We start from the raw sequence: 20,888 nt of genomic DNA, 5'->3' as shown, positions 1-20,888 counted from the left end.
GTCGGCAACCGGACCCCGCACGGTCCGGAGCGAGGACTGTGAGGTGGGACGCCGTGCAACTGACCCCGCACGAGCAGGAGAGGCTGCTCATCCACGTGGCGGCCGACGTCGCCGAGAGGCGCCGGGCCCGCGGGCTCCGGCTGAACCACCCCGAGGCCGTCGCCCTCATCACGGCGCACATCCTCGAGGGCGCCCGCGACGGCCGTACGGTCGCGGAGCTGATGTCCTCCGGCCGGACCCTGCTCACCAGGGACGACGTCATGGAGGGCATCGCCGAGATGATCCACGACGTCCAGGTCGAGGCGACCTTCCCCGACGGCACCAAGCTCGTCACCGTCCACGACCCGATCGTCTGAGGGCGGCCATGATTCCCGGAGAAGTCCTGTTCGCCGAGGGCCCGATCGCATACAACGAGGGCCGTGAGGTCACCCGGCTGACCGTCCTCAACGCCGCCGACCGGCCCGTCCAGGTCGGCTCCCACTACCACTTCGCCGAGGCCAATCCCGGCCTGCGCTTCGACCGTGCCGCGGCCCGCGGCAAGCGGCTGAACGTCGCGGCCGGCACCGCGGTGCGCTTCGAGCCCGGCATCCCCGTCGACGTCGAACTCGTCCCCCTCGCCGGCGCCCGTGTGGTGCCCGGCCTGCGGGGCGAGACCGGAGGTGCCCTCGATGCCTGAGATCTCCCGCGCCGCCTACGCCGACCTGTTCGGGCCGACCACCGGTGACCGCATCCGGCTCGCCGACACCGATCTGCTCGTCGAGATCGAGGAGGATCGTTCCGGCGGACCCGGACGCGCCGGTGACGAGGCCGTGTTCGGCGGCGGCAAGGTCATCCGCGAGTCCATGGGCCAGTCCCGGGCCACCCGTGCCGACGGCACCCCGGACACCGTCGTCACCGGGGTCGTGATCGTCGACCACTGGGGGATAGTCAAGGCCGACCTCGGCATCCGCGACGGCCGGATCACCGGCATCGGCAAGGCCGGCAACCCGGACACCATGGACGGGGTGCACCCGGACCTGGTCATCGGCCCGGAGACCGAGATCATCGCGGGCAACGGACGGATCCTCACCGCCGGAGCCATCGACGCCCATGTCCACTTCATCTGCCCCCAGATCGCCGACGAGGCGCTCGCCTCGGGCATCACCACGCTCGTCGGCGGCGGCACCGGCCCGGCCGAGGGCTCCAAGGCCACCACCGTCACCCCGGGCCCCTGGCATCTGGCCCGGATGCTGGAGGCGATGGAGGGACACCCCGTCAACTTCGGTCTGCTGGGCAAGGGCAACACCGTCTCGCAGGAGGCGATGCTCTCCCAGATCCGCGGCGGCGCGCTCGGTCTCAAACTGCACGAGGACTGGGGCTCCACCCCGGCCGTCATCGACGCCGCGCTGACCGTCGCCGACCGGACCGGCGTGCAGATCGCCATCCACACGGACACCCTGAACGAGGCCGGCTTCGTCGGGGACACCCTCGCGGCGATCGCGGGCCGCGGCATTCACGCGTACCACACCGAGGGCGCGGGCGGCGGGCACGCGCCGGACATCATGACCGTGGTCTCCGAACCGCACGTGCTGCCCAGCTCCACCAACCCGACCCGGCCGTTCACCGTCAACACCGCCGAGGAACACCTCGACATGCTGATGGTGTGCCACCACCTCAACGCGGCCGTGCCGGAGGACCTGGCCTTCGCCGAGTCCCGGATCCGGCCGTCCACCATCGGCGCCGAGGACATCCTCCACGACCTCGGCGCCATCTCCATCATCTCCTCGGACTCCCAGGCCATGGGCCGCGTCGGCGAGGTCGTCCTGCGCACCTGGCAGACCGCCCACGTGATGAAGCGGCGCCGCGGCCCGCTGCCCGGCGACGGACGCGCCGACAACCACCGGGTGCGCCGCTACGTGGCCAAGTACACGATCAACCCGGCGCTCGCGCAGGGCCTCGGCCGCGAGATCGGCTCCGTGGAGACCGGCAAACTCGCCGACCTGGTGCTGTGGGAGCCGGCCTTCTTCGGCGTCAAGCCGCACCTCGTCATCAAGGGCGGGCAGATCGCCTACGCGCAGATGGGCGACGCCAACGCGTCGATCCCGACACCCCAGCCGATCCTGCCCCGCCCGATGTTCGGCGCGATCGGCCGGGCGCCGGCCGCGAACTCGGTCAACTTCGTGGCGCAGCCGGCCATCGAGGACGGGCTGCCGGAACGGCTCGGGCTGGGCAAGCGGTTCGTGGCCATCGAGTCGACACGCGGGGTCACCAAGGCCGACATGCGGGAGAACGACGCGCGGCCCGAGGTGCGCGTCGACCCCGACAGCTTCGCCGTGCACATCGACGGGGAGCTGGTGGAGGCCACGCCCGCCGCCGAACTGCCCATGGCCCAGCGTTACTTCCTCTTCTGAGGGCGGCCGGAGATGACACGGGCCACGCTGCTCGTCCTGGCCGACGGCCGTTTCCCCGCCGGGGGACACGCCCACTCCGGCGGGGCCGAGGCGGCCGTCCGGGCCGGGCGGATCACCGACGCCCCGAGCCTGGAGGACTTCTGCCGGGGCCGGCTGCACACGGCCGGCCTCGTGTCCGCCGCGCTCGCGGCGGCGGCCGCGGCCGGCCTCGACCCGGCCGTCCTGGACGCCGCGGCCGACGCCCGGACGCCGTCGCCGGCGCTGCGGACGACCGCGCGCAAGCTGGGCCGGCAACTGCTGCGGGCGGCCCGCGGGACCTGGCCGTCCCCCGAACTCGACGTCCTCGCCGCCAGGTTCCCCAAGGGCGCGCACCAGCCCGTGGTCCTCGGAGCCGTCGCCCGGGTCGCCGGACTCGGACCGCTCGACGCGGCGCACTGCGCGGCGTACGAGTCGGTCAGCGGGCCCGCGACGGCGGTGGTGCGGCTGCTCGGCCTCGACCCCTTCGAGGCCACCGCCGTACTGGCACGGCTGGCCCCGGAGCTCGACCGCGTCGCCGACGGGGCGGTGGAAGCGGCCCGGCGCGCGGCCCGCGAGGGGACCGAGGCGCTGCCCGCCGCCTCCGCGCCCCTGCTGGAGATCTCGGCGCAGGCGCACGCGGGCTGGCCGGTGCGCCTCTTCGCATCCTGACCCCGTCCCTCACCGTCCACCCACAGGAGCCGTGTCCGATGCACCTCGACCACACCCACGACGGCCCCGCCGCCCTCAGCGCGGACGCCCGCCGTCCCGACGGTTCACGCCGGGCCCTGCGCATCGGTCTCGGCGGCCCTGTCGGCTCGGGCAAGACCGCCACGGTCGCCGCCCTGTGCCGCGCGCTGCGGGAGGAGCTGTCCCTCGCGGTCGTCACCAACGACATCTACACGCGCGAGGACGCCGAGTTCCTGCTGCGCGAGGCCGTGCTGCCCCCGGAGCGGATCGCGGCCGTGGAGACGGGCGCCTGCCCGCACACCGCGATCCGGGACGACATCTCCGCGAACCTCGAGGCGGTCGAGGACCTGGAGGACGGGGTCGGACCGCTCGACCTGATCCTCGTGGAGTCCGGCGGGGACAACCTCACCGCGATCTTCTCCAAGGGGCTCGTGGACGCCCAGATCTTCGTGATCGACGTGGCGGGCGGGGACGACATCCCCCGCAAGGGCGGCCCCGGGGTCACCACCGCCGACCTCCTCGTCGTCAACAAGACCGACCTCGCCCCGTACGTCGGCGCCGACCTGGCACGGATGGCGGCCGACGCCAAGGCGCAGCGGGCCGAACTGCCCGTCGTCCTGCAGTCGCTCAGGAGCGAGCCGGGCGTGGGCGACGTCGCCGACTGGGTACGGGCGCGGCTGGCCGCGTGGACGGCGTGACCTCCGGGGTCCGGGCCCGCGCCCGGATCGTCGCCCGGCCGGACGGGCGGGGCGGCACCGCGCTGCCGGTCCTCGACGGCGACGGGCCGCTCGCGCCACGGCGGACCCGCGGCACCGCGGGCGAGGCGAACGTCCTCCTCGTAGGAGCGATGAGCGGGCCGCTCGGCGGCGACCACTTCACCGTCGAGGCGGAGGTGCTCCGCGGCGCCCGGCTGCGCGCCGGATCGGCGGCGGCCACCCTCGCGCTGCCGGGGCAGGACAAGAGCCCGGCCCGCTACGACGTCCGTCTCTCGGTGGCCGACGACGCCGAACTGCACTGGCTGCCGGAGCCGTTGATCTCGGCGTGCGGCAGCGACCTGACCGTGACCACCGAGGTCGAGGCCGGCGCCGCGGGACGGCTCGTGCTGCGCGAGGAGCAGGTGCTCGGACGGGTGGGGGAGGAGCCGGGGCGGCTGGCGAGCCGGCTGCGCGTGAGGATCGCGGGGCGGCTCGTCCTCGATCAGGAACTGGTCTGCGGGCCGGGTGCGCCGGGCGGCTGGGACGGTTCCGCCGGGCTCGGCGGCCACCGTGCCGTCGGGCAGCTCCTCGTCGTGCGTCCCGAGTTCGCGAGCGCTCCGGTCGCGCCCCGGGCTCTGGGGGAGAGCGCCGCAGTGCTGCCCCTGGCGGGGCCGGCGGTGCTCGTGAGCGCGGTCGCGCCGGACGCGCGGCGGCTGCGCGCGACGCTCGACGAGGCGCTGGCGCTGCTCGGTGCGGCGGCCCCGGTCACCTGAGGGGCAGCCGGGGGAACCGGCGGCCCTGCTCCGCCTCGGCGGCGGCCTCCTCGGCCTTCGCGACGGCCGCGTACTGGTCGACGTACTCCTGCTCGGACAGCGACAGGATGGCGTACATGATCTCGTCGGTCACGGCCCGCAGGATCGTCTTCTCGTTCTCCATCCCGGCGTAGCGGGAGAAGTCCAGCGGCTCGCCGAAGCGGATGGTCACCGGGCGGATGTTCGGGATGACCTTGCCCGGCGGCTGGGCCTCGAAGGTGCCGATCATCGCGCACGGGACCACGGGCACCCCGGCCTTGAGCGCCATCACGGCGACCCCGACCTTGCCCTTGTAGAGGCGGCCGTCGTGCGAGCGGGTGCCCTCCGGGTAGATGCCGAGGAGCTCGTCCTTGCGCAGCACCCCGAGGCCCTCGCGGATCGCGGCCTGGCCGGCCTCCTTGCCCGTGCGGTCGACCGGGATCTGCCCGGCGCTGCGGAAGAACGCCGCGGTCAGCCGGCCCTTGATGCCGGGGCCGGTGAAGTACTCCTTCTTGGCGAGGAAGGTGATGCGTCGCTTGAGGATCGCGGGCATCAGGAAGTGGTCGGAGAACGACAGGTGGTTGCCGGCGACGATGGCCGCGCCCGTGGCCGGCACATGCTCCAGACCTTCGATACGGGGCCGGAAGACCAGCCTCAGGAGAGGACCCAACAACACGTATTTGAGGACGTAGTAGAACAAAGGGGGCGCTCCTCACTCGGGCGGATCAGCTCGGGCCGCCAAGTTCTGGCAGGTCAGCCAGTGTGCCGTGGGGGGGTCAGTGTAGGCGCAGGGCCCGATCGCCGGAACCGGCGCGGACCGCTGACCTCCCCCTGCCTGACGGTATGTCAGACGACGGGCGGCTGGCGGGTGTTGCGGGTGGGGAGGGCCGCCGGACCAGCCTCGTCCCCGGGGCCGGTACGCGGCAAGCCGGTCTCCGGGTTTGGCGTGATCACGGCGGCTCGGGCGGGGAGCCCGCCCGTACCGGAGCCGCACCGCCCGCATCACAGCCGCACGATGACCAGGGCCGTGTCGTCCGTCGCGCCGCCGGGAGGCAGCAGCTGCAGCAGGACGGCGTCGGCCAGCTCCTCCGGGGTGGCGGTGAGGTGCTCGACCAGCGCGTGCGCGAGCCGGCCGAGACCGACGTCGATGTCCTCCCGCCGGCGCTCGACCAGACCGTCCGTGTACAGCGCGAGCGTCGCGCCCTCCTCGTAGGCCGTGGCGGCCTGCGGCCGGCGCATCGGGTCGGGACGGGCGTCCAGCGGTGTGTCGGTGGCCTGGTCGAGGAACTCCACCCGGCCGTCGGCGTGCACCAGGACCGGCGGGGGATGGCCGGCGCTGCTGTAGGTGATCGTCCGGGCGTCGAAGTCTATGAACGTGGTGACCGCGGTGGCCGATTCGGCCCCGTCGACGACGTGCGCGTACCGCCCGAGCACGTCCAGCGCCTGCGCCGGGCCCGCGGCCACCCGCGACGAGGCGCTCAGCGCGCTGCGCAGCTGCCCCATGACGCCGGCCGCCCGCAGGCCGTGCCCGACGACGTCGCCCACGGACACCCCGATGCGGTTCCCGCCGACCAGGTCGACCAGGTCGTACCAGTCCCCGCACACGTTGAGCGCGCCGACCGCCGGCCGGTAGCGCACCGCCGTGCGGTGGTCGCCCACCTGCCGGCTCGCGGGCAGCATCGCCTCCTGCAGGGCCAGCGCCACCTCGCGCTCGCGGGCGTGGGCCAGCCGCAGCCGCTCGTTGAGCTCCTGGAGCTCCCGGGCCCGCGTGTACAGCTCCGCCTCCAGGATGTGCGCCCGGCTGTCGTGGCCCGCGCCGCCCCGTACCCGGATGAGCTCGGTGACCTCCTCCACCCGGTGCAGCACGAACGCGACCTTCCCGTCCGGACCGGTCACGGGGGCGTTGATCGGACTCCAGAAGCGCTCCTCCCAGTGACCGGGATTGCCCGTGTCCTCCACGTCGTAGCGCTGGAGCGCCATGGCGTCGCGCTCGCCGGTGGCCGCCACGCGCCGCATGGACGCGCGCACGTTGCGCGTCCCGGTGGCTGCGGGGTTGTTCGGGTTGTCCGGGAACACCTCGAAGATGTAGTGGCCGACGAGCTGTTCCCGGCTGCGCCCGGACAGCCGCTGGAAGTCCTCGTTGGCGTCGACGTAGACCAGATCGGTGTCCAGCAAGGCCACCATGCCGGGCAGCGCCTGGAAGACCGCCTCGTAGTCGACCTCGCCCATGGCACCTGCCTCACGCCGTGATCTGACCAGTTTCGCACGCTATGGGTCATCTGTACCGCTGTTCTGCGGAGAGGATGATCCGGCAGGTCAGGGCGGTGCGTCCGTCAGCGACTGCTCGGCCCAGATGATCTTCCCTTCGGGGACGAACCGGGTCCCCCACTGCTGGGTGAACTGCGACACCAGCAGCAGTCCGCGCCCCCCTTCGTCGGTGGTGCGGGGATGGCGCAGATGCGGAGCGGTCGCACCCCCGTCGTAGACCTCGCAGAACAGCGCGCGCTCCTTGATCAGACGCAGTCTGATCGGGCCCGTGGCGTACCGGATCGCATTGGTGACCAGCTCGCTGACCACGAGTTCCGTCGTGAACGCCAGCTCGTCGAGCCCCCACTCCGCCAGCTGCCGGCACGCCGTCCGGCGTGCCTCGGCCACCCCGGCCGGGTCGGCGGCCAGGTCCCACTCGGCGACCTGCGCGTCCCCGAGCACCCGGGTACGCGCGAGCAGCAGGGCCACATCGTCGTACGGCCGGTCCGGCACCAGCGCGTCCACCACCGCCCGGCACTGCGGCTCCAGGGACTCCGCCCGCTTCTCCAGGGCCTGCCGCAGCCGCTGCCGGTCGGCGTCCGCGGCCCACCGCGCCCCGGCCGTCAGCCCGTCGGTGTACAGGGCCAGCGTGCTTCCCGCCGCCAGCGCCATCTCCACCGACTCGAAGGGCGGGCCGCCCACCCCCAGCGGCGGTCCCTGCGGCAGGTCGACGAAGGCGACGTGCCCGTCCGGCATCACCACCGCGGGCGCCGGATGCCCCGCGGCCGCCATCGTGCACGTCCCGTCCACCGGGTCGTACACCACGTACACGCAGCCCGCCCCCACCCCCAGCGTGTTGTCGGCCCCCGCCGCGCCCGGGTCGACGCCCTCCTCCCGCACCGACCGCGCCACCAGGTCGTCGAGATGCGCCAGCACCTCGTCGGGCGGCAGATCCAGCACCGCCAGCGTCCGTACGGCGGTCCGCAGCCGCCCCATCGCGGCCGCCGCGTCGATGCCGTGACCCGTGGCCTCGCCCACCACCAGGGCCACCCGCGCCCCCGACAGCGGGATGACGTCGTACCAGTCGCCGCCCAGCCCGGTCAGCTCGTCGGCCGGGCGGTAGCACGCGGCCACCTCCAGGGCCTCCTGCTCGGGCAGCCGGTGCGGCAGCAGGCTGCGCTGGAGGACCAGCGCCGCGTCGCGTTCCCGGTTGTAGCGCCGGGCGTTGTCGATGCAGACCGCCGCCCGGGACACGAGGTCCTCGGCGAGACTGAGGTCCTCCGCCTCGAAGGGCTCCTGACGGTGCCGCCGGAAGAAGGTGGCCAGGCCCAGGGTGACGCCCCGCGCGCGGATCGGCACGATCATCGCGCTCTGCAGCCCCAGCTCCAGGAAGATGGCGGCCCCTCCGCCGCGCACGTGCTCCGCCCACGCCTCGCCCAGCGGGTCCAGGCGCGGCTCCCGCCAGGACCGCTCCGTCCTGAGCGTCCGGATCGGGGGCGACCCGGCCGGGTAGGTGACCACCTCGCCGATGCCGACGACCGCCTCCGGCGCCCGCCGGCTGACCGACCCGTACCCGGCGCGCCGCAGCGGCACCCGCTCCGTGCCGCTCAGCGGCTCGTCGGACGGCTCACCGCCGCTCAGCACCGACTCCAGCAGATCCACGGCGACGACGTCGGCGAGCCCCGGCACGGCCACGTCGACCAGCTCCTGCGCGGTGCGGGTGACGTCCAGCGTGCGGCCGATGTGCCCGCCGGCCCGGTCGAGCAGGGCCAGGCGCCGGCGGGTGCGGTGCCGGTCGGTGACGTCCTCGACCGTGTAGTACACCCCCATGGGGTTGCCGTGCCCGTCGTCGAGCCGGGTGAACGACATCATGTGCGCGGTCTCCCGCAGCGGAGCGGACCGGACCTGCCCGACGTGCTCGTAGCCGACGACGGGATCACCGGTCAGCAGCACCTGGCGGATCTGCGCCTCGATGTTCTCGGCGTCCAGACCGGGCTGGATGTCCGCGAGCCGCAGCCCCAGCCTGCTGCTCGGCGGTCCCCCGCCGAACTGCGTGAGCGCCGGATTGGACCAGACGAACCGCAGCTCGGTGTCGACGACGGCTATGCCGACGGGGGAGCGGGTGACCATCTGCTCCAGCACCTGCCGGCTCATGTCCCAGCCCGGCGCCCCCGCGAGCTCCGACAGGAGCAGCAGCCGCCGCGCGGGGCCGCCGTCGTCCAGGGCCGGCGTGATCCGGGCCATCAGCCGCAGCCGGGTGTCGTCGTCGCGCACCGCCGTCAGCAGCCCCGCCCAGCCGCCCTCCCCGCGGCACCGGTCCATCAGCTCCGGCACCCGGCCCGCGTCGTCCGCGGCCAGCACCTGCGCGACACCGTGCCCCACGACCCGGGCGGCGGGGTACCCCAGCAGGCGCTCGGCCTCCCGGGTCCAGCCGGTGACCACGCCTTGGGCGTCGAGCAGCACGGGCACGGCGTCCGCCACGTCGAGCCCCTGCCGGGCCACGCTCCGCTCGTCCTGTGAGCCCACGGCCGACCTCTCTGTCGCTGAGAGCGGTCTACCACCACTTGTCCCCATCTTCGCCCTTCCGGGCCCCCTTGCCTCTCCGCGGGGGCCGGGAGTGTGGGGACGACGCCGTACGGCCGCCCGGGGCGGACTCCCCGGGCGGCCGGTGCGGATCGCGGACCGAGCCGATCAGGCCAGGACCTTCTCCAGGGCGGCGAGCGCGCCCGTCAGCTCGTCCGCCGTGATCGTCAGCGGCGGCGCCAGCCGGATCGTGGAGCCGTGGGTGTCCTTGACCAGCACGCCCTCGGCCAGCAGCCGCTCGCTGATCTCCCGGCCGGTGCCGAACGCCGGGTCGATGTCGACACCCGCCCACAGCCCGCGCGCGCGGAACCCGACGACGCCCTTGCCGACGAGGGCCGCCAGACCGCCCCGCAGGACCACGCCGAGCTCGGTGGCCCGGCGCTGGAACTCACCCGTCTCCAGCAGCTCGACCACCGCCGTGCCGACGGCGGCCGCCAGCGGGTTGCCGCCGAACGTCGAGCCGTGCTCGCCCGGCCGCAGCACCCCCAGCACGTCCCGGCGCCCGACCACCGCCGAGACCGGCACGATGCCGCCGCCGAGCGCCTTGCCCAGCAGCAGCACGTCCGGTACGACCGGCTCGTGCTCCACGGCCAGTGTGCGCCCGGTTCGGCCGAGGCCCGACTGGATCTCGTCCGCGATGAACAGGCAGCCCGCCCGGCGGGTCAGCTCCCGCACCCCGGCCAGATAGCCCTGGTCCGGGATGACGACACCGGCCTCGCCCTGGATCGGCTCCAGCAGCACCGCCGCGGTCGTCTCGTCCACCGCCGCCTCCAGCGCCGGCAGGTCGTTGTAGGGCACGATCCGGAAGCCCGGCGTGAACGGCCCGAAGCCCGCCCGCGCGGACTCGTCGGTGGAGAACGACACGATCGTCGTCGTCCGGCCGTGGAAGTTGTCCGCCGCGACCACGATCGTCGCCCGGTCGGCCGGGACGCCCTTCACGTCGTACGCCCACTTGCGGGCCACCTTGATGCCGCTCTCCACGGCCTCGGCGCCCGTGTTCATCGGCAGCACCATGTCCTGGCCGGTCAGGGCCGCCAGGCGTTCGGCGAAACCGGCGAGCCGGTCGTTGTGGAAGGCGCGGGAGGTCAGCGTCAGCCGGTCCAGCTGGCGGTGCGCGGCCTCGATCAGCGCCGGGTGGCGGTGGCCGAAGTTCAGGGCCGAGTAGCCGGCCAGCATGTCGAGGTAGCGGCGGCCCTCCACGTCCTCGACCCAGCTTCCCTCGGCACGGGCGACGACCACGGGCAGCGGATGGTAGTTGTGCGCCAGGACCGGCTCCTCGGCGCGGATCAGATCGGCGGACGAACGGGTCTGCGCGGGCGCGGTCATGAGCGGATCTCCTGGGTGCAGCACTTGATGCCACCGCCGGCCTTGCGGAACTCCGACAGGTCGACGGGGACGGGGACATAGCCGCGGTCGTCCAGCCGGGCCGCCAGGGCCTCGGCCTGCGGCGCGATGAAGACGTGACGGCCGTCGGACACCGAGTTCAGCCCGAACGCGGACGCGTCCTCCCGGGAGGCGAGCACCGCGTCCGGGTAGAGCCGCGCGAGCACCTCGCGGCTGCCGGCCGAGAACGCCTCCGGGTAGTAGACGATGTTGTCGTCGTCCAGCACGAACAGCGCGGTGTCCAGGTGGTAGAAGTACGGGTCCACCAGCGTCAGGCTGATCACCGGGTGGCCGAAGAACTCCTGGACCTCGCGGTGCGCCTCCCGGGTCGTGCGGAACCCGGTCCCGGCGAGCACGTAGCGGCCCGTCCAGACCAGGTCGCCCTCGCCCTCGCACACCGACTCCGGGCGGTGGACGTCGAAGCCCGCCGCCTGGAACCACTGGGCGTAGTGGGTGGACTCCGGGCGCCGCTCGGGCGCGTGGAAGAGGGATCCGAAGACACGGCCGCCGACGACGACCGCCGAGTTCGCGGCGAAGACCATGTCGGGGAGACCGGCGACCGGCTCCACCACGTCGACCGCGTGGCCGTGCGAACGGTAGGCGCTGATCAGCGCCTGCCACTGCTCGTGCGCCAGATCGACGTCGACCCGGACGTCCGGTCGCATCCACGGGTTGATCGCGTACTGCACGGCGAAGTGTCTGGGTTCGCAGACGAGGAAGCGCCGCCGGCGCGGCACACGGGTTTCGGGCACGAAGGGGTTCCTCCGCTTCCTACTACGGTGTCGATGAGGATTGACTCAACGGTAGAAACCGACCCTGACGAGCGACAAGAAACGGGAATTGCGTGTCCATGCAGCAATGCTGCGTCTTCAGGCCGGTCCACGCAGTACTCCTGCGTCGGTCGGCGCCGGCTGGGTGGCGCCCGCCTCCGGACTCTCCGGGATGAGGTGGGACAGCACCATGACGCTGATCGTCTTGCGGATGAACGGCTCCACACGGATGCGTTCCAGGACCTCCTCGAAGTGCTCCACGTCCCGCGCCCGGACGTGCAGCAGCGCGTCCGCGCCCCCCGTCACCGTCATCGCCGCGGTGATCTCCGGATGGTTGCGGACCACCTCCGCGAGGCGCCGCGGGGGTGCCGCGCCCTCGCAGTACACCTCGACGTACGCCTCCGTGCGCCAGCCCAGCGCCGACGGCCGGACCGTGGCCGTGAACCCGGTGATCACTCCCGTCTCCCGCAGCCGGTCCACCCGCCGCTTGACGGCCGTCGCCGAGAGCCCGACGCCCAGGCCGATCTCCGCGAAACTGGTCCGGGCGTTCGCCATCAGAGCGGTGATGATCTTCCGGTCGAGTTCGTCGAAAGAAGCCGCGCCGCTGTTCATGAGGGCACTGTAAGCGCCCGGGCACCCAGCGCGAACGTCCCCTCCCGGCACGTGTACCAGCGGCGCCCGTTGCTCCTACACTCCGGTGCATGTTGCGCGCCCTGGCTGTCGACGACGAACGCCCCTCGCTGGAGGAACTGCTGTACCTCCTGAACGCGGACCCGCGGATCGGCAGCGCGGAGGGCGCCGGCGACGCCACCGAGGCGCTGCGCCGCATCAACCGCGCGCTGGAGTCCGGCCCCGGCGGAGCGGAGGCCATCGACGTCGTCTTCCTGGACATCAACATGCCCGGCCTCGACGGCCTCGACCTGGCCCGGCTGCTCACCGGCTTCGCCGAACCGCCGCTCGTCGTGTTCGTCACCGCGCACGAGGACTTCGCCGTCCAGGCCTTCGACCTCAAGGCCGTCGACTACGTGCTCAAACCCGTCCGCAAGGAACGCCTCGCGGAAGCCGTCCGCCGGGCCGCCGAGCAGCGCGGCGCCACCCCGCGGATACCGGTCAGCGAACCCGACCCCGACCACCTCCCCGTCGAACTCGGCGGCGTCACCCGCTTCGTCCCCGTCGACGACATCACCCACGTCGAGGCCCAGGGCGACTACGCCCGTCTGCACACCGGCAAGGGCAGCCACCTCGTCCGCATCCCGCTGTCCACGCTGGAGGAGCGCTGGCGCTCCCGCGGTTTCGTGCGCATCCACCGTCGCCACCTCGTCGCCCTGCGCCACATCGGCGAACTCCGCCTCGACGCGGGCAGCGTGAGCGTCGTCGTCGGCTCCGAGGAACTCCAGGTCAGCCGCCGCCACGCGCGCGAGCTGCGGGACCTGCTGATGCGGAGGCCATGACGATGCCCAGCAGCCCCGCCGACCGCCGTGTCGTCGTCACCGGCCCGCCCCGGCGCACCCGGACCCGCCGCGTCTCCGGCTACTACCGGCCCCGCACCGAGATCGACGAGCAGACCACCCTCGGCCACACCTACGTCCGCTCCCTGATGCGCACCCAACTGCGCACCGCACTCGCCGTCCTCGCCGTCCTCGGCCTGCTCGTCGGCCCGCTGCCCCTGCTCTTCGCGGCGATGCCGAACGCCCGCCAGCTGGTCTGGGCGGTCCTCGGCTTCGGCCTGTACGCGCCCCTGGTGCTGCTGGCCCGCTGGTTCGTCCGCCGCGCCGAACGCAACGAAAGGGACTTCGTCCGCCTCGTCGAGGACCGCTGAGCCGCCCCACCAGCCCGTCGCCCCCGCAGACCGAGACCAGGAACCGATCCGGCCGTGAACTCCAGCTACGCCGTCCCCGCCGTCGCCCTCGTGGCCCTGGCGACCGTGCTCGTCGGCGCGTTCGGCCTGCGCATCTCCCGCACCACCTCCGACTTCTACGTGGCCTCCCGCACCGTCGGCCCCCGCCTCAACGCCGCCGCCATCAGCGGCGAGTACCTGTCCGCCGCCTCCTTCCTCGGGATCGCCGGGCTGGTCCTCGTCCAGGGCCCCGACATGCTCTGGTACCCGGTCGGCTACACCGCCGGATACCTCGTCCTGCTGCTGTTCGTCGCCGCCCCGCTGCGCCGCTCCGGCGCCTACACGCTGCCCGACTTCGCCGAGGCACGGCTCTCCTCGCAGGCGGTGCGGCGGCTCGCCGGCGCCTTCGTCGTCGGCACCGGCTGGCTGTATCTGCTGCCCCAGCTCCAGGGCGCCGGACTCACCCTGACCGTGTTCACCGGGGCGCCCGACTGGCTCGGCGGCCTCGTCGTCGCCGTCGTGGTCGTCGCCATCGTCGCCGCCGGCGGCATGCGCAGCATCACCTTCGTGCAGGCGTTCCAGTACTGGCTCAAGCTCACCGCGCTCCTCGTCCCCGCGTTCTTCCTCGTCCTCGCCTGGCAGGGCGACGGTGCCCCCCGCCACGCCTTCGACGAGCCCGCGGCCTTCCGCGAGCAGCGCGTCGTCCGCGTCGACGACACCATCACGATCAAGCTGCGCAGCCCCCTGACGGTCACCGTGGACGGCACGGTCGACGGCCGCGCCCACGAGGACAGCCGGGTACGGCTCGACGCCGGGGCGCACCACATCGACAACGGCACCCGGCTGACCTTCGCCCGCGGCGACGAGGTCCCCGCCCGGGACCACGGCACCGGCGGCGGACTGTCCCCCTCGCAGGCCGAGAGCCGCGGCGAACGCCCGCTGTACGCCACGTACGGGCTGATCCTCGCCACCTTCCTCGGCACCATGGGGCTGCCGCACGTCGTCGTCCGCTTCTACACCAGCCCCCACGGCGTCGCCGCCCGCCGCACCACGGTCGCCGTGCTCGGCCTGATCGGCGCCTTCTACCTGCTGCCCCCCGTCTACGGCGCCCTGGGCCGGCTCTACGCCCCCGAGCTCACTCTCACCGGGGACGCGGACGCCGCCGCGCTGCTGCTGCCCGGCCGCATGATCGGCGGCGTCGGCGGGGAACTGCTGGGCGCGCTCGTCGCGGGCGGTGCCTTCGCCGCGTTCCTGTCCACCGCGTCCGGCCTGACCATGGCCGTCGCGGGCGTCCTCACCCAGGACGTCCTGCCCTCGCGGGGCGTGCGGCACTTCCGGCTCGGCACCGTGTTCGCCATGCTGGTCCCGCTGGCCGCGAGCGTCCTGGTCGGCGGTCTGCCCGTCGCCGACGCGGTGGGCCTCGCCTTCGCCGTCTCGGCGTCCTCGTTCTGCCCGCTGCTCGTCCTCGGCATCTGGTGGCACCGGCTCACCCCGCCCGGCGCGGCCGCCGGGATGCTCGTCGGCGGCGGGTCCGCCCTGCTCGCCGTCGCCGCCACCATGGCGGGCTTCCCCAAGGCCGGCGCGCTGCACGCGCTGCTCGCCTGGCCCGCTCTCTGGTCGGTGCCGCTCGGCTTCCTCACCATGATCCTGGTGTCCCTGGCCACCCCGGGCCGGGTGCCCCCCGGCACCGCGGCGGTCCTCGCCCGCTTCCATCTGCCCGAGGAACTCAGAGCGGAGGTCAAGGCATGAGCGGCTTCGTCGCGGGCCTGTGCGTGGCCATCCTGCCCCTGCTCGCCGCCGGCTTCTGGCTCGGCCGGCGCACCGTCCGCCCGCAGAGCCTCGGCGACCTCGGCACACCCGTCGAGCACGCCACCTTCGAGACCCTGCACACCGCGACCCTCGCCGCGCCCCCGCTGCGCGCCGGACTCACCGAGGAGGCCGCCCGCAAGTCCGCCCGCCGGCTGCGCTCCCTGCTCGGCACCGACGCGCTCTGCCTGACCGACCGCACCGACGTCCTGGTCTGGGACGGCGTCGGCCAGCACCACCGCACCCAGATCATGGAGCTCCTCGCCGGGTCCCTGGAGTCCGGCCGCGGCGAGGCGCTGCCGCTCAGCTGCGACAGCCCCGACTGCCCGGTGCGCTGGGCGGTCGTCGCCCCGCTCACCGTCGACGACCGGGTGCACGGCGCCCTCGTCGCCTGCGCGCCCCGCGAGTCCGCGGTGCTGGTACGGGCGGCCGGCGAGGTCGCCCGCTGGGTGTCGGTGCAACTGGAGCTGGCCGACCTCGACCGGTCCCGCACCCGGCTCATCGAGGCCGAGATCAAGGCGCTGCGCGCCCAGATATCCCCGCACTTCATCTTCAACTCGCTCGCGGTGATCGCCAGCTTCGTGCGCACCGACCCCGAGCGCGCCCGTGAGCTGCTGCTGGAGTTCGCCGATTTCACCCGGTACTCGTTCCGCCGGCACGGCGACTTCACCACCCTCGCCGACGAGCTGCACGCCATCGACCACTACCTGGCGCTGGTGCGGGCACGCTTCGGCGACCGCCTCGACGTCACCCTCCAGATCGCCCCGGAGGTCCTGCCGGTGGCCCTGCCCTTCCTGTGCCTCCAGCCGCTCGTGGAGAACGCCGTCAAGCACGGCCTGGAGGGCAAGGGGGCGTCGTCGGCGGCCGCGAAGTGCCATATCGGCATCACCGCCCAGGACGCCGGCGCCGAGGCCCTCGTCGTGATCGAGGACGACGGCGCCGGAATGGACCCCGACGCGCTGCGCCGCATCCTCGCCGGCGAGGGCAGCCCGTCCGGGGGCATCGGCCTGTCCAACGTCGACGACCGGTTGCGGCAGGTGTACGGCGACGACTACGGACTCGTCATCGAGACCGCCCCGGGCGCGGGCATGAAGATCACCGCACGGCTCCCGAAGTACCAGCCGGGGGTGCACTCCGCCGGGCGGCTCACCGCCCCCTGAGGCTCACGTGCTGCGGCTGACGACCATCGCCAGCGTGATCAGGCCCAGCACCACCCACCCGAACCACAGCCAGCCGTTGCTCCCCAGCGCCACCGTGTACGCGGTCACCATCACCAGACCGCCGACCGTGAGCGCCCCCATCGCCTTGGTGGAACCGTCCGCAGAACCGGGCATCGCGACACCCTCCTAAGGTTCGGTTCCCTCCATGGTGCCCCGACTTCAGTTCCCGCGTGCGTTCAATGACGCGAGATAGGCGTTGTACGCCTCCAGCTCCTTGTCGCCGTCCCGGTCCGCGGCGCGGTCCTTGCGGCGGGCCTGGCGCTGCTCCGAGCCGTACCACTGGAACAGCAGCGCGATCAGCACGAGCACGGACGGGATCTCGCTGAAGGCCCAGGCGATGCCGCCGGCCGCGCCCTGGTCCGAGAGCGCGTCGATGCCGAGGGAGGCGGGCGGGTCCCTGAACGTCTCCACCAGGGGAACGGACCCCATCATCAGCGCGATGCCGAAGAACGCGTGGAACGGCATGCCGGCGAACAGCTCCAGCATCCGCATCAGGTGGCCCGGCCGGTGCGGCCCGGGGTCCACGCCGATGATCGGCCAGAAGAACACCACGCCGACCGCGAGGAAGTGCACCATCATCGCGATGTGCCCGGTCTTCGAGCCCATCAGGAAGTCGAAGAGCGGCGTGAAGTACAGGGCGTAGAGACTGGCGACGAACATCGGGATGGTGAACGCCGGGTGCGTCACGATCCGCATGTACCGGCTGTGCAGCAGCGCCAGCAGCAGCTCGCGGGGCCCCTTGCGGCCCCGTGCCGCGGGCGGCAGCGCGCGCAGCGCCAGGGTGACGGGCGCCCCGAGCAGGATCAGGATGGGCGACAGCATGCTGATCACCATGTGCTGCACCATGTGCACGCTGAACATGACCATGCCGTAGTCGTTCAGCCCGGTGCACATCACCAGCAGCACGGTCAGCACGCCGGCGACGTACGACACCGTACGGGCCACGGGCCAGGCGTCGCCGCGCCGCCGCAGCCGCACGACCCCCCACGCGTACAGTCCGAGCCCCACGAGGCAGGCGATGAGGAAGAACGGGTCAGTGGACCACGCGAGCCCTCGCCCCAGCGTGAACGGCGGCAGATCCGTCATCGTGCCGTGCCCGCTGTGATCCATCCGACGGCTCCTGTTTCGTGGGGGTTGTGCATTTCTGTCCGCACACAGACTAGAACTGCCCCCGGCCGCGCTCGCGGCCGGGGGCAGACTCGTCAGATCCGCGCGGTGTCCTCTACAGGACGCACTCGGCTTCCTCGTAGCGGTCCCCGGGGACCGTCTTGAGCGTCTCCACGGCCCGCGCCAGCGGCACCATCTCGATGTCCGTGCCGCGCAGCGCCGTCATGTGCCCGAACTCGCCGCGGTGCACGGCCTCCACCGCGTGCCACCCGAACCGCGTCGCCAGCACCCGGTCGTACGCGGTGGGCGTGCCGCCGCGCTGCACATGCCCGAGGATCACCGGCCGCGCCTCCTTGCCCAGCCGGTGCTCCAGCTCGATGGACAGCTGGCGGGCGATCCCCGCGAAGCGCTCATGGCCGTAGACGTCCTTGCCGCCCTCGTCGAAGGCCATCGTGCCGGGCGCCGGCTTGGCCCCCTCCGCGGCGACGACGATCGCGAAGCGCTTGCCCGCCTCGAAGCGGGCCCCGACCCGCCGGGTCAGCTCGTCGATGTCGAAGGGCCGCTCGGGGACGACGATGGCGTGCGCGCCGGCCGCCATGCCCGAGTGCAGCGCGATCCAGCCGGTGTGGCGGCCCATGACCTCGACGACCAGGACGCGCTGGTGGGACTCGGCGGTGGTCTTCAGCCGGTCCAGAGCCTCGGTGGCCACGGTCACGGCGGTGTCGAAACCGAAGGTGACGTCGGTGACCGCGATGTCGTTGTCGATGGTCTTCGGCACCCCGACGACCGGCAGGCCGCTGTCCGACATCAGCCGGGCCGCCTTGAGCGTGCCCTCGCCGCCGATCGGGATGATCGCGTCCAGGCCCAGCTCCTCGACGTGGCCCTTGGCCCGCTCCACGCCGTCCCGCAGATGGGAGGGCTGGACACGGGAGGAACCGAGGATCGTGCCGCCGCGGGCGAGGATGCCGCCCACCGCGTCGAGGTCGAGCTTGAGGTAGTCGCACTCCAGGAGGCCCTTCCACCCGTCCCGGAAGCCGATGACCTCGTCGCCGTGGTCGACGACGGCGCGGTGCACGACGGACCGGATGACGGCGTTCAGGCCCGGGCAGTCGCCGCCGGACGTGAGGACACCAATGCGCATAGCCCGAAAACCTTCTCCACGTGGGCCGGGACCGGACCACGTTGTCCGGCTCGAATCCCCGCCACCCTAGCGGCATCGGGGGGCGGGGCCGAACCGTGCGTCCGCCTGCTGGACGGCCCCGCTCACCTGTGCGGAGACGCCGTCAGACGGGCCTTCGCGACCCGGTTCAGGCGGGCTGCTGCGCGGCCGCGATGCGCTCGTTGCGCAGAGACTCGTACCAGCGGTCGTCGGTCGGCGGCAGCGCGTTGACGTCGAGCGCCAGCTTCAGCAGCAGGTCGGCGATCTGCGGGTTGCGCGCGAGGACCGGGCCGTGCATGTACGTGCCGAAGACGGTGTCGTTGTACGCGCCCTCCGTGCCGTCGCCCGTGCCGTTGCCGTTGCCGAAGCGGACCTGGGCCAGCGGGCGGGCGGTCGGGCCGAGGTGCGTGACGCCCTGGTGGTTCTCGAAGCCGGTCAGCGGGGGCAGGCCGAGCCGCGGGTCGATGTCCGCGAGCACGTCGCCGACGCACCGCGCGCCCTCACCGCGCACGGACACCACGTCGATCAGACCGAGACCGGGCTCGCGCTGGCCGAGGTCGTTGATGAACTCGTGGCCGAGGATCTGGTAGCCCGCGCACACCGAGAACACGATGGCGCCGTTCTCCACGGCCCGCAGCAGCCCGCCGTCCCGGCGCAGCCGCTCGGCCGCGAGCCGCTGCGGCCGGTCCTCGCCGCCGCCGATGAGGTAGATGTCCCCGGAGGTCGGGATCGGCTGGTCGCTGCGCACGTCGAGGCGGGCCACGTCGAGGCCGCGCTGGCGCGCCCGGCGCTCCACCACGAGGACGTTGCCCTGGTCGCCGTAGGTGCTGAGGAGGTCCGGGTAGATCCAGACGACCCGCAGTTGGTTGTCGCTCACTTGAAGTCCCCTGAAGTCTCTTGGCTCAGTTGCCGACGCGGCGGCGCAGGTCCTGGAACGCGGTGTAGTTGGCGATGACCTCGATCCGCCCCGGAGGGCAGGCCCGCACGGCCTCGTCGAGGGTGTCGAACACCTGGAACTGCTGGTTCGCCACCTCCAGGCGCACCGCGAGGTCGAGCCGGCGGTCACCCACGACGCAGATCGGGTGGCCGGTCAGCCGCGTGTAGTCGACGTCCCACAGCCAGGAGGTGTCGGTGCCGTCGGCGCTGCGCGCGTTCACCGAGAGGATCACCGGGGTCGGCGGCGGGTCGATCAGCGAGAACGTCTCCAGCCAGCCCGCCGGGTTCTTCGCGAGCAGCAGGCGCAGGTCCCGCTCCATGAACTGCACGACGTCGTACCGGCCGGCCACGGCCTGCACGGAGTACATCCGCTCCAGGGCGACCTGCGGGGGCACGCCGAACACGGCGGCGACGGCGGCCGACGAGGCGGCGTTGGCCTTGTTGGCCCGCCCGGGCAGCTGCAGCCGGATGGGCCACGCCGACCCGTGCGGGTCGAGCACGTGGTCACCGGAGAGCGCCCAGCTCGGCGTCGGCCGGCGGAAGCCGCACTCGCCGCAGAACCAGTCCTCGCCGGGCCGCTGCATGACACCGCCGCAGGACGGGCAGGACCAGGCGTCGTCCTTCCACATCTGCCCGGCCGCGACCCAGATCACGTTCGGGGAGGAGGACGCGGCCCACACGACCAGCGGGTCGTCGGCGTTGGCCACGACCACGGCCTTGGAACCGGCCAGGCCCTCCCGCCAGTTCTCGGCGAGCATCCGGGTCTCGGCGGCCCGGTCCAGCTGGTCGCGCGAGAGGTTGAGCAGCGCGATGCACTTCGGGTCGGTGTCCCGGGCGACGCCGGCGAGGTACTTCTCGTCGACCTCGATGACGCCGTAGCGGGATTCCGTGCCGCCGGCGAGCGCCGAGGTGATGCCGGCCGGCATGTTGGCGCCGAGCGCGTTGGAGACGACCGGACCCGCGGCCCGCAGCGCCTCCGCGATCAGCCGGGTCGTCGTCGTCTTGCCGTTGGTGGCCGACACCAGGACCACGTCCAGGTTCTGCGCCAGCCGGGCGAGGAGGTCGGGGTCGAGTTTGAGCGCCACCCGGCCGCCGATCACCGAACCGCTGCCACGCCCTGCGGCGCGTGATGCAGCCGCGACCGCCTTGCCCGCGGTCACGGCGAGCTTGGCCCGCGGCGTCAGCGGGTCCGAGTTGCCTGCCATCAGATCTCGATCCTCCTTGCGTACGCGCCGCGCCTGAAGCCCTACGGCAACGTG

Annotated in this window: 21 protein-coding genes; 10 read left to right on the top strand and 11 right to left on the bottom strand. The window is 73.1% G+C overall.

Going from position 1 to position 20,888, the window contains the following annotated elements; all coding sequences use genetic code 11:
- The first annotated feature begins 53 nt into the window (after positions 1-53).
- The 6 genes from ABZ899_RS16380 to ABZ899_RS16355 are packed head-to-tail and all read left to right on the top strand — an operon-like array spanning position 54 to position 4,563.
- Positions 54-356 (top strand): urease subunit gamma, encoded by a 303-nt coding sequence (locus ABZ899_RS16380; protein ID WP_361346079.1) that lies wholly within the window; start codon positions 54-56, stop codon positions 354-356.
- A gap of 8 nt (positions 357-364) precedes the next feature.
- On the top strand, positions 365-676 hold the full coding sequence (locus tag ABZ899_RS16375) for an urease subunit beta (RefSeq protein WP_062668074.1): 312 nt from the start codon (positions 365-367) through the stop codon (positions 674-676).
- Positions 669-2,390, top strand: a complete 1,722-nt coding sequence (locus tag ABZ899_RS16370) for an urease subunit alpha (RefSeq protein ID WP_361346077.1) — start codon at positions 669-671, stop codon at positions 2,388-2,390. The genes ABZ899_RS16375 and ABZ899_RS16370 overlap by 8 nt, the downstream gene beginning before the upstream one ends.
- 12 nt (positions 2,391-2,402) lie before the next feature.
- Positions 2,403-3,077 (top strand): urease accessory UreF family protein, encoded by a 675-nt coding sequence (locus ABZ899_RS16365; protein WP_361346076.1) that lies wholly within the window; start codon positions 2,403-2,405, stop codon positions 3,075-3,077.
- 38 nt (positions 3,078-3,115) lie between these two features.
- Complete coding sequence (ureG, locus tag ABZ899_RS16360; RefSeq protein ID WP_361346075.1) at positions 3,116-3,793, top strand: urease accessory protein UreG; 678 nt, start codon at positions 3,116-3,118, stop codon at positions 3,791-3,793.
- Entirely contained in the window at positions 3,781-4,563 is a 783-nt protein-coding gene (locus ABZ899_RS16355; RefSeq protein WP_361346073.1) for an urease accessory protein UreD, read from the top strand. Before ureG ends, ABZ899_RS16355 begins: the two co-directional genes overlap by 13 nt.
- Here the strand turns inward: ABZ899_RS16355 and ABZ899_RS16350 are convergent.
- The 6 genes from ABZ899_RS16350 to ABZ899_RS16325 all read right to left on the bottom strand — a co-directional run bounded on the left by ABZ899_RS16350 (position 4,556) and on the right by ABZ899_RS16325 (position 12,176).
- Positions 4,556-5,281, bottom strand: a complete 726-nt coding sequence (locus ABZ899_RS16350; protein ID WP_361346071.1) for a lysophospholipid acyltransferase family protein — start codon at positions 5,279-5,281, stop codon at positions 4,556-4,558. The two genes, ABZ899_RS16355 and ABZ899_RS16350, sit on opposite strands and share 8 nt — an antisense overlap.
- Before the next feature lie 302 nt (positions 5,282-5,583).
- Positions 5,584-6,810: a SpoIIE family protein phosphatase gene (locus ABZ899_RS16345; RefSeq protein WP_361346069.1), complete on the bottom strand. Its 1,227-nt coding sequence runs from the start codon at positions 6,808-6,810 to the stop codon at positions 5,584-5,586.
- An 87-nt stretch (positions 6,811-6,897) separates the two neighbouring features.
- Positions 6,898-9,354: a SpoIIE family protein phosphatase gene (locus ABZ899_RS16340; RefSeq protein ID WP_361346067.1), complete on the bottom strand. Its 2,457-nt coding sequence runs from the start codon at positions 9,352-9,354 to the stop codon at positions 6,898-6,900.
- A 165-nt stretch (positions 9,355-9,519) separates the two neighbouring features.
- The gene (rocD, locus tag ABZ899_RS16335; protein ID WP_361346065.1) at positions 9,520-10,737 is read right to left on the bottom strand and encodes an ornithine--oxo-acid transaminase; all 1,218 of its coding nucleotides are present in this window, start codon (positions 10,735-10,737) and stop codon (positions 9,520-9,522) included.
- A complete protein-coding gene (gene ddaH, locus ABZ899_RS16330) occupies positions 10,734-11,546 on the bottom strand; it encodes a dimethylargininase (protein WP_361346063.1) in 813 nt (270 codons plus the stop codon). The genes rocD and ddaH overlap by 4 nt, the downstream gene beginning before the upstream one ends.
- A gap of 117 nt (positions 11,547-11,663) precedes the next feature.
- The gene (locus ABZ899_RS16325; RefSeq protein WP_361346061.1) at positions 11,664-12,176 is read right to left on the bottom strand and encodes an Lrp/AsnC family transcriptional regulator; all 513 of its coding nucleotides are present in this window, start codon (positions 12,174-12,176) and stop codon (positions 11,664-11,666) included.
- 89 nt (positions 12,177-12,265) lie between these two features.
- Between ABZ899_RS16325 and ABZ899_RS16320 the strand changes: the two genes are divergently transcribed.
- The 4 genes from ABZ899_RS16320 to ABZ899_RS16305 are packed head-to-tail and all read left to right on the top strand — an operon-like array spanning position 12,266 to position 16,367.
- A complete protein-coding gene (locus ABZ899_RS16320; protein ID WP_361346059.1) occupies positions 12,266-13,015 on the top strand; it encodes a LytTR family DNA-binding domain-containing protein in 750 nt (249 codons plus the stop codon).
- A gap of 2 nt (positions 13,016-13,017) precedes the next feature.
- Positions 13,018-13,383: a hypothetical protein gene (locus tag ABZ899_RS16315; RefSeq protein WP_361346057.1), complete on the top strand. Its 366-nt coding sequence runs from the start codon at positions 13,018-13,020 to the stop codon at positions 13,381-13,383.
- Positions 13,384-13,437: 54 nt separating this feature from the next.
- The gene (locus tag ABZ899_RS16310; protein ID WP_361346055.1) at positions 13,438-15,150 is read left to right on the top strand and encodes a cation acetate symporter; all 1,713 of its coding nucleotides are present in this window, start codon (positions 13,438-13,440) and stop codon (positions 15,148-15,150) included.
- Positions 15,147-16,367, top strand: coding sequence for a histidine kinase (locus ABZ899_RS16305; protein ID WP_361346053.1), 1,221 nt, complete (start codon positions 15,147-15,149; stop codon positions 16,365-16,367). Before ABZ899_RS16310 ends, ABZ899_RS16305 begins: the two co-directional genes overlap by 4 nt.
- 3 nt (positions 16,368-16,370) lie before the next feature.
- On the opposite strand, the gene ABZ899_RS16300 is transcribed toward ABZ899_RS16305, so the two are convergent.
- The 5 genes from ABZ899_RS16300 to ABZ899_RS16280 all read right to left on the bottom strand — a co-directional run bounded on the left by ABZ899_RS16300 (position 16,371) and on the right by ABZ899_RS16280 (position 20,834).
- Positions 16,371-16,541: a hypothetical protein gene (locus ABZ899_RS16300; RefSeq protein WP_361346051.1), complete on the bottom strand. Its 171-nt coding sequence runs from the start codon at positions 16,539-16,541 to the stop codon at positions 16,371-16,373.
- 45 nt (positions 16,542-16,586) lie between these two features.
- Positions 16,587-17,537, bottom strand: a complete 951-nt coding sequence (locus tag ABZ899_RS16295) for a cytochrome c oxidase assembly protein (protein ID WP_361346049.1) — start codon at positions 17,535-17,537, stop codon at positions 16,587-16,589.
- 112 nt (positions 17,538-17,649) lie between these two features.
- Positions 17,650-18,675 (bottom strand): 6-phosphofructokinase, encoded by a 1,026-nt coding sequence (locus ABZ899_RS16290; protein WP_361346047.1) that lies wholly within the window; start codon positions 18,673-18,675, stop codon positions 17,650-17,652.
- 166 nt (positions 18,676-18,841) lie between these two features.
- On the bottom strand, positions 18,842-19,570 hold the full coding sequence (locus ABZ899_RS16285) for a glutamine amidotransferase (RefSeq protein ID WP_361346045.1): 729 nt from the start codon (positions 19,568-19,570) through the stop codon (positions 18,842-18,844).
- Positions 19,571-19,595: 25 nt separating this feature from the next.
- Positions 19,596-20,834 carry a MurT ligase domain-containing protein gene (locus tag ABZ899_RS16280; protein WP_361346043.1) on the bottom strand — a complete coding sequence of 413 codons (1,239 nt, stop codon included), beginning with the start codon at positions 20,832-20,834 and terminating at the stop codon, positions 19,596-19,598.
- Positions 20,835-20,888 lie beyond the last annotated feature (54 nt).

The organism is Streptomyces sp. NPDC046859 (genome assembly GCF_040645135.1).
Lineage (GTDB): Bacteria > Actinomycetota > Actinomycetes > Streptomycetales > Streptomycetaceae > Streptomyces.
The sequence above is the reverse complement of the archived record's forward strand: the minus strand, read 5'-3'. Positions and strand labels throughout refer to the sequence as shown.

Excerpts from the sequence above, each read along its gene's own strand:
- ABZ899_RS16375 (WP_062668074.1), top strand. The coding sequence starts at position 365 with ATGATTCCCGGAGAAGTCCTGTTCGCCGAGGGCCCGATCGCATACAAC.
- ABZ899_RS16370 (WP_361346077.1), top strand. The coding sequence starts at position 669 with ATGCCTGAGATCTCCCGCGCCGCCTACGCCGACCTGTTCGGGCCGACC.
- ABZ899_RS16365 (WP_361346076.1), top strand. The coding sequence starts at position 2,403 with ATGACACGGGCCACGCTGCTCGTCCTGGCCGACGGCCGTTTCCCCGCC.
- ureG (WP_361346075.1), top strand. The coding sequence starts at position 3,116 with ATGCACCTCGACCACACCCACGACGGCCCCGCCGCCCTCAGCGCGGAC.
- ABZ899_RS16345 (WP_361346069.1), bottom strand. The coding sequence starts at position 6,810 with ATGGGCGAGGTCGACTACGAGGCGGTCTTCCAGGCGCTGCCCGGCATG.
- rocD (WP_361346065.1), bottom strand. The coding sequence starts at position 10,737 with ATGACCGCGCCCGCGCAGACCCGTTCGTCCGCCGATCTGATCCGCGCC.
- ABZ899_RS16325 (WP_361346061.1), bottom strand. The coding sequence starts at position 12,176 with ATGAACAGCGGCGCGGCTTCTTTCGACGAACTCGACCGGAAGATCATC.
- ABZ899_RS16320 (WP_361346059.1), top strand. The coding sequence starts at position 12,266 with ATGTTGCGCGCCCTGGCTGTCGACGACGAACGCCCCTCGCTGGAGGAA.
- ABZ899_RS16315 (WP_361346057.1), top strand. The coding sequence starts at position 13,018 with ATGCCCAGCAGCCCCGCCGACCGCCGTGTCGTCGTCACCGGCCCGCCC.
- ABZ899_RS16305 (WP_361346053.1), top strand. The coding sequence starts at position 15,147 with ATGAGCGGCTTCGTCGCGGGCCTGTGCGTGGCCATCCTGCCCCTGCTC.
- ABZ899_RS16300 (WP_361346051.1), bottom strand. The coding sequence starts at position 16,541 with ATGCCCGGTTCTGCGGACGGTTCCACCAAGGCGATGGGGGCGCTCACG.
- ABZ899_RS16295 (WP_361346049.1), bottom strand. The coding sequence starts at position 17,537 with ATGGATCACAGCGGGCACGGCACGATGACGGATCTGCCGCCGTTCACG.
- ABZ899_RS16290 (WP_361346047.1), bottom strand. The coding sequence starts at position 18,675 with ATGCGCATTGGTGTCCTCACGTCCGGCGGCGACTGCCCGGGCCTGAAC.
- ABZ899_RS16280 (WP_361346043.1), bottom strand. The coding sequence starts at position 20,834 with ATGGCAGGCAACTCGGACCCGCTGACGCCGCGGGCCAAGCTCGCCGTG.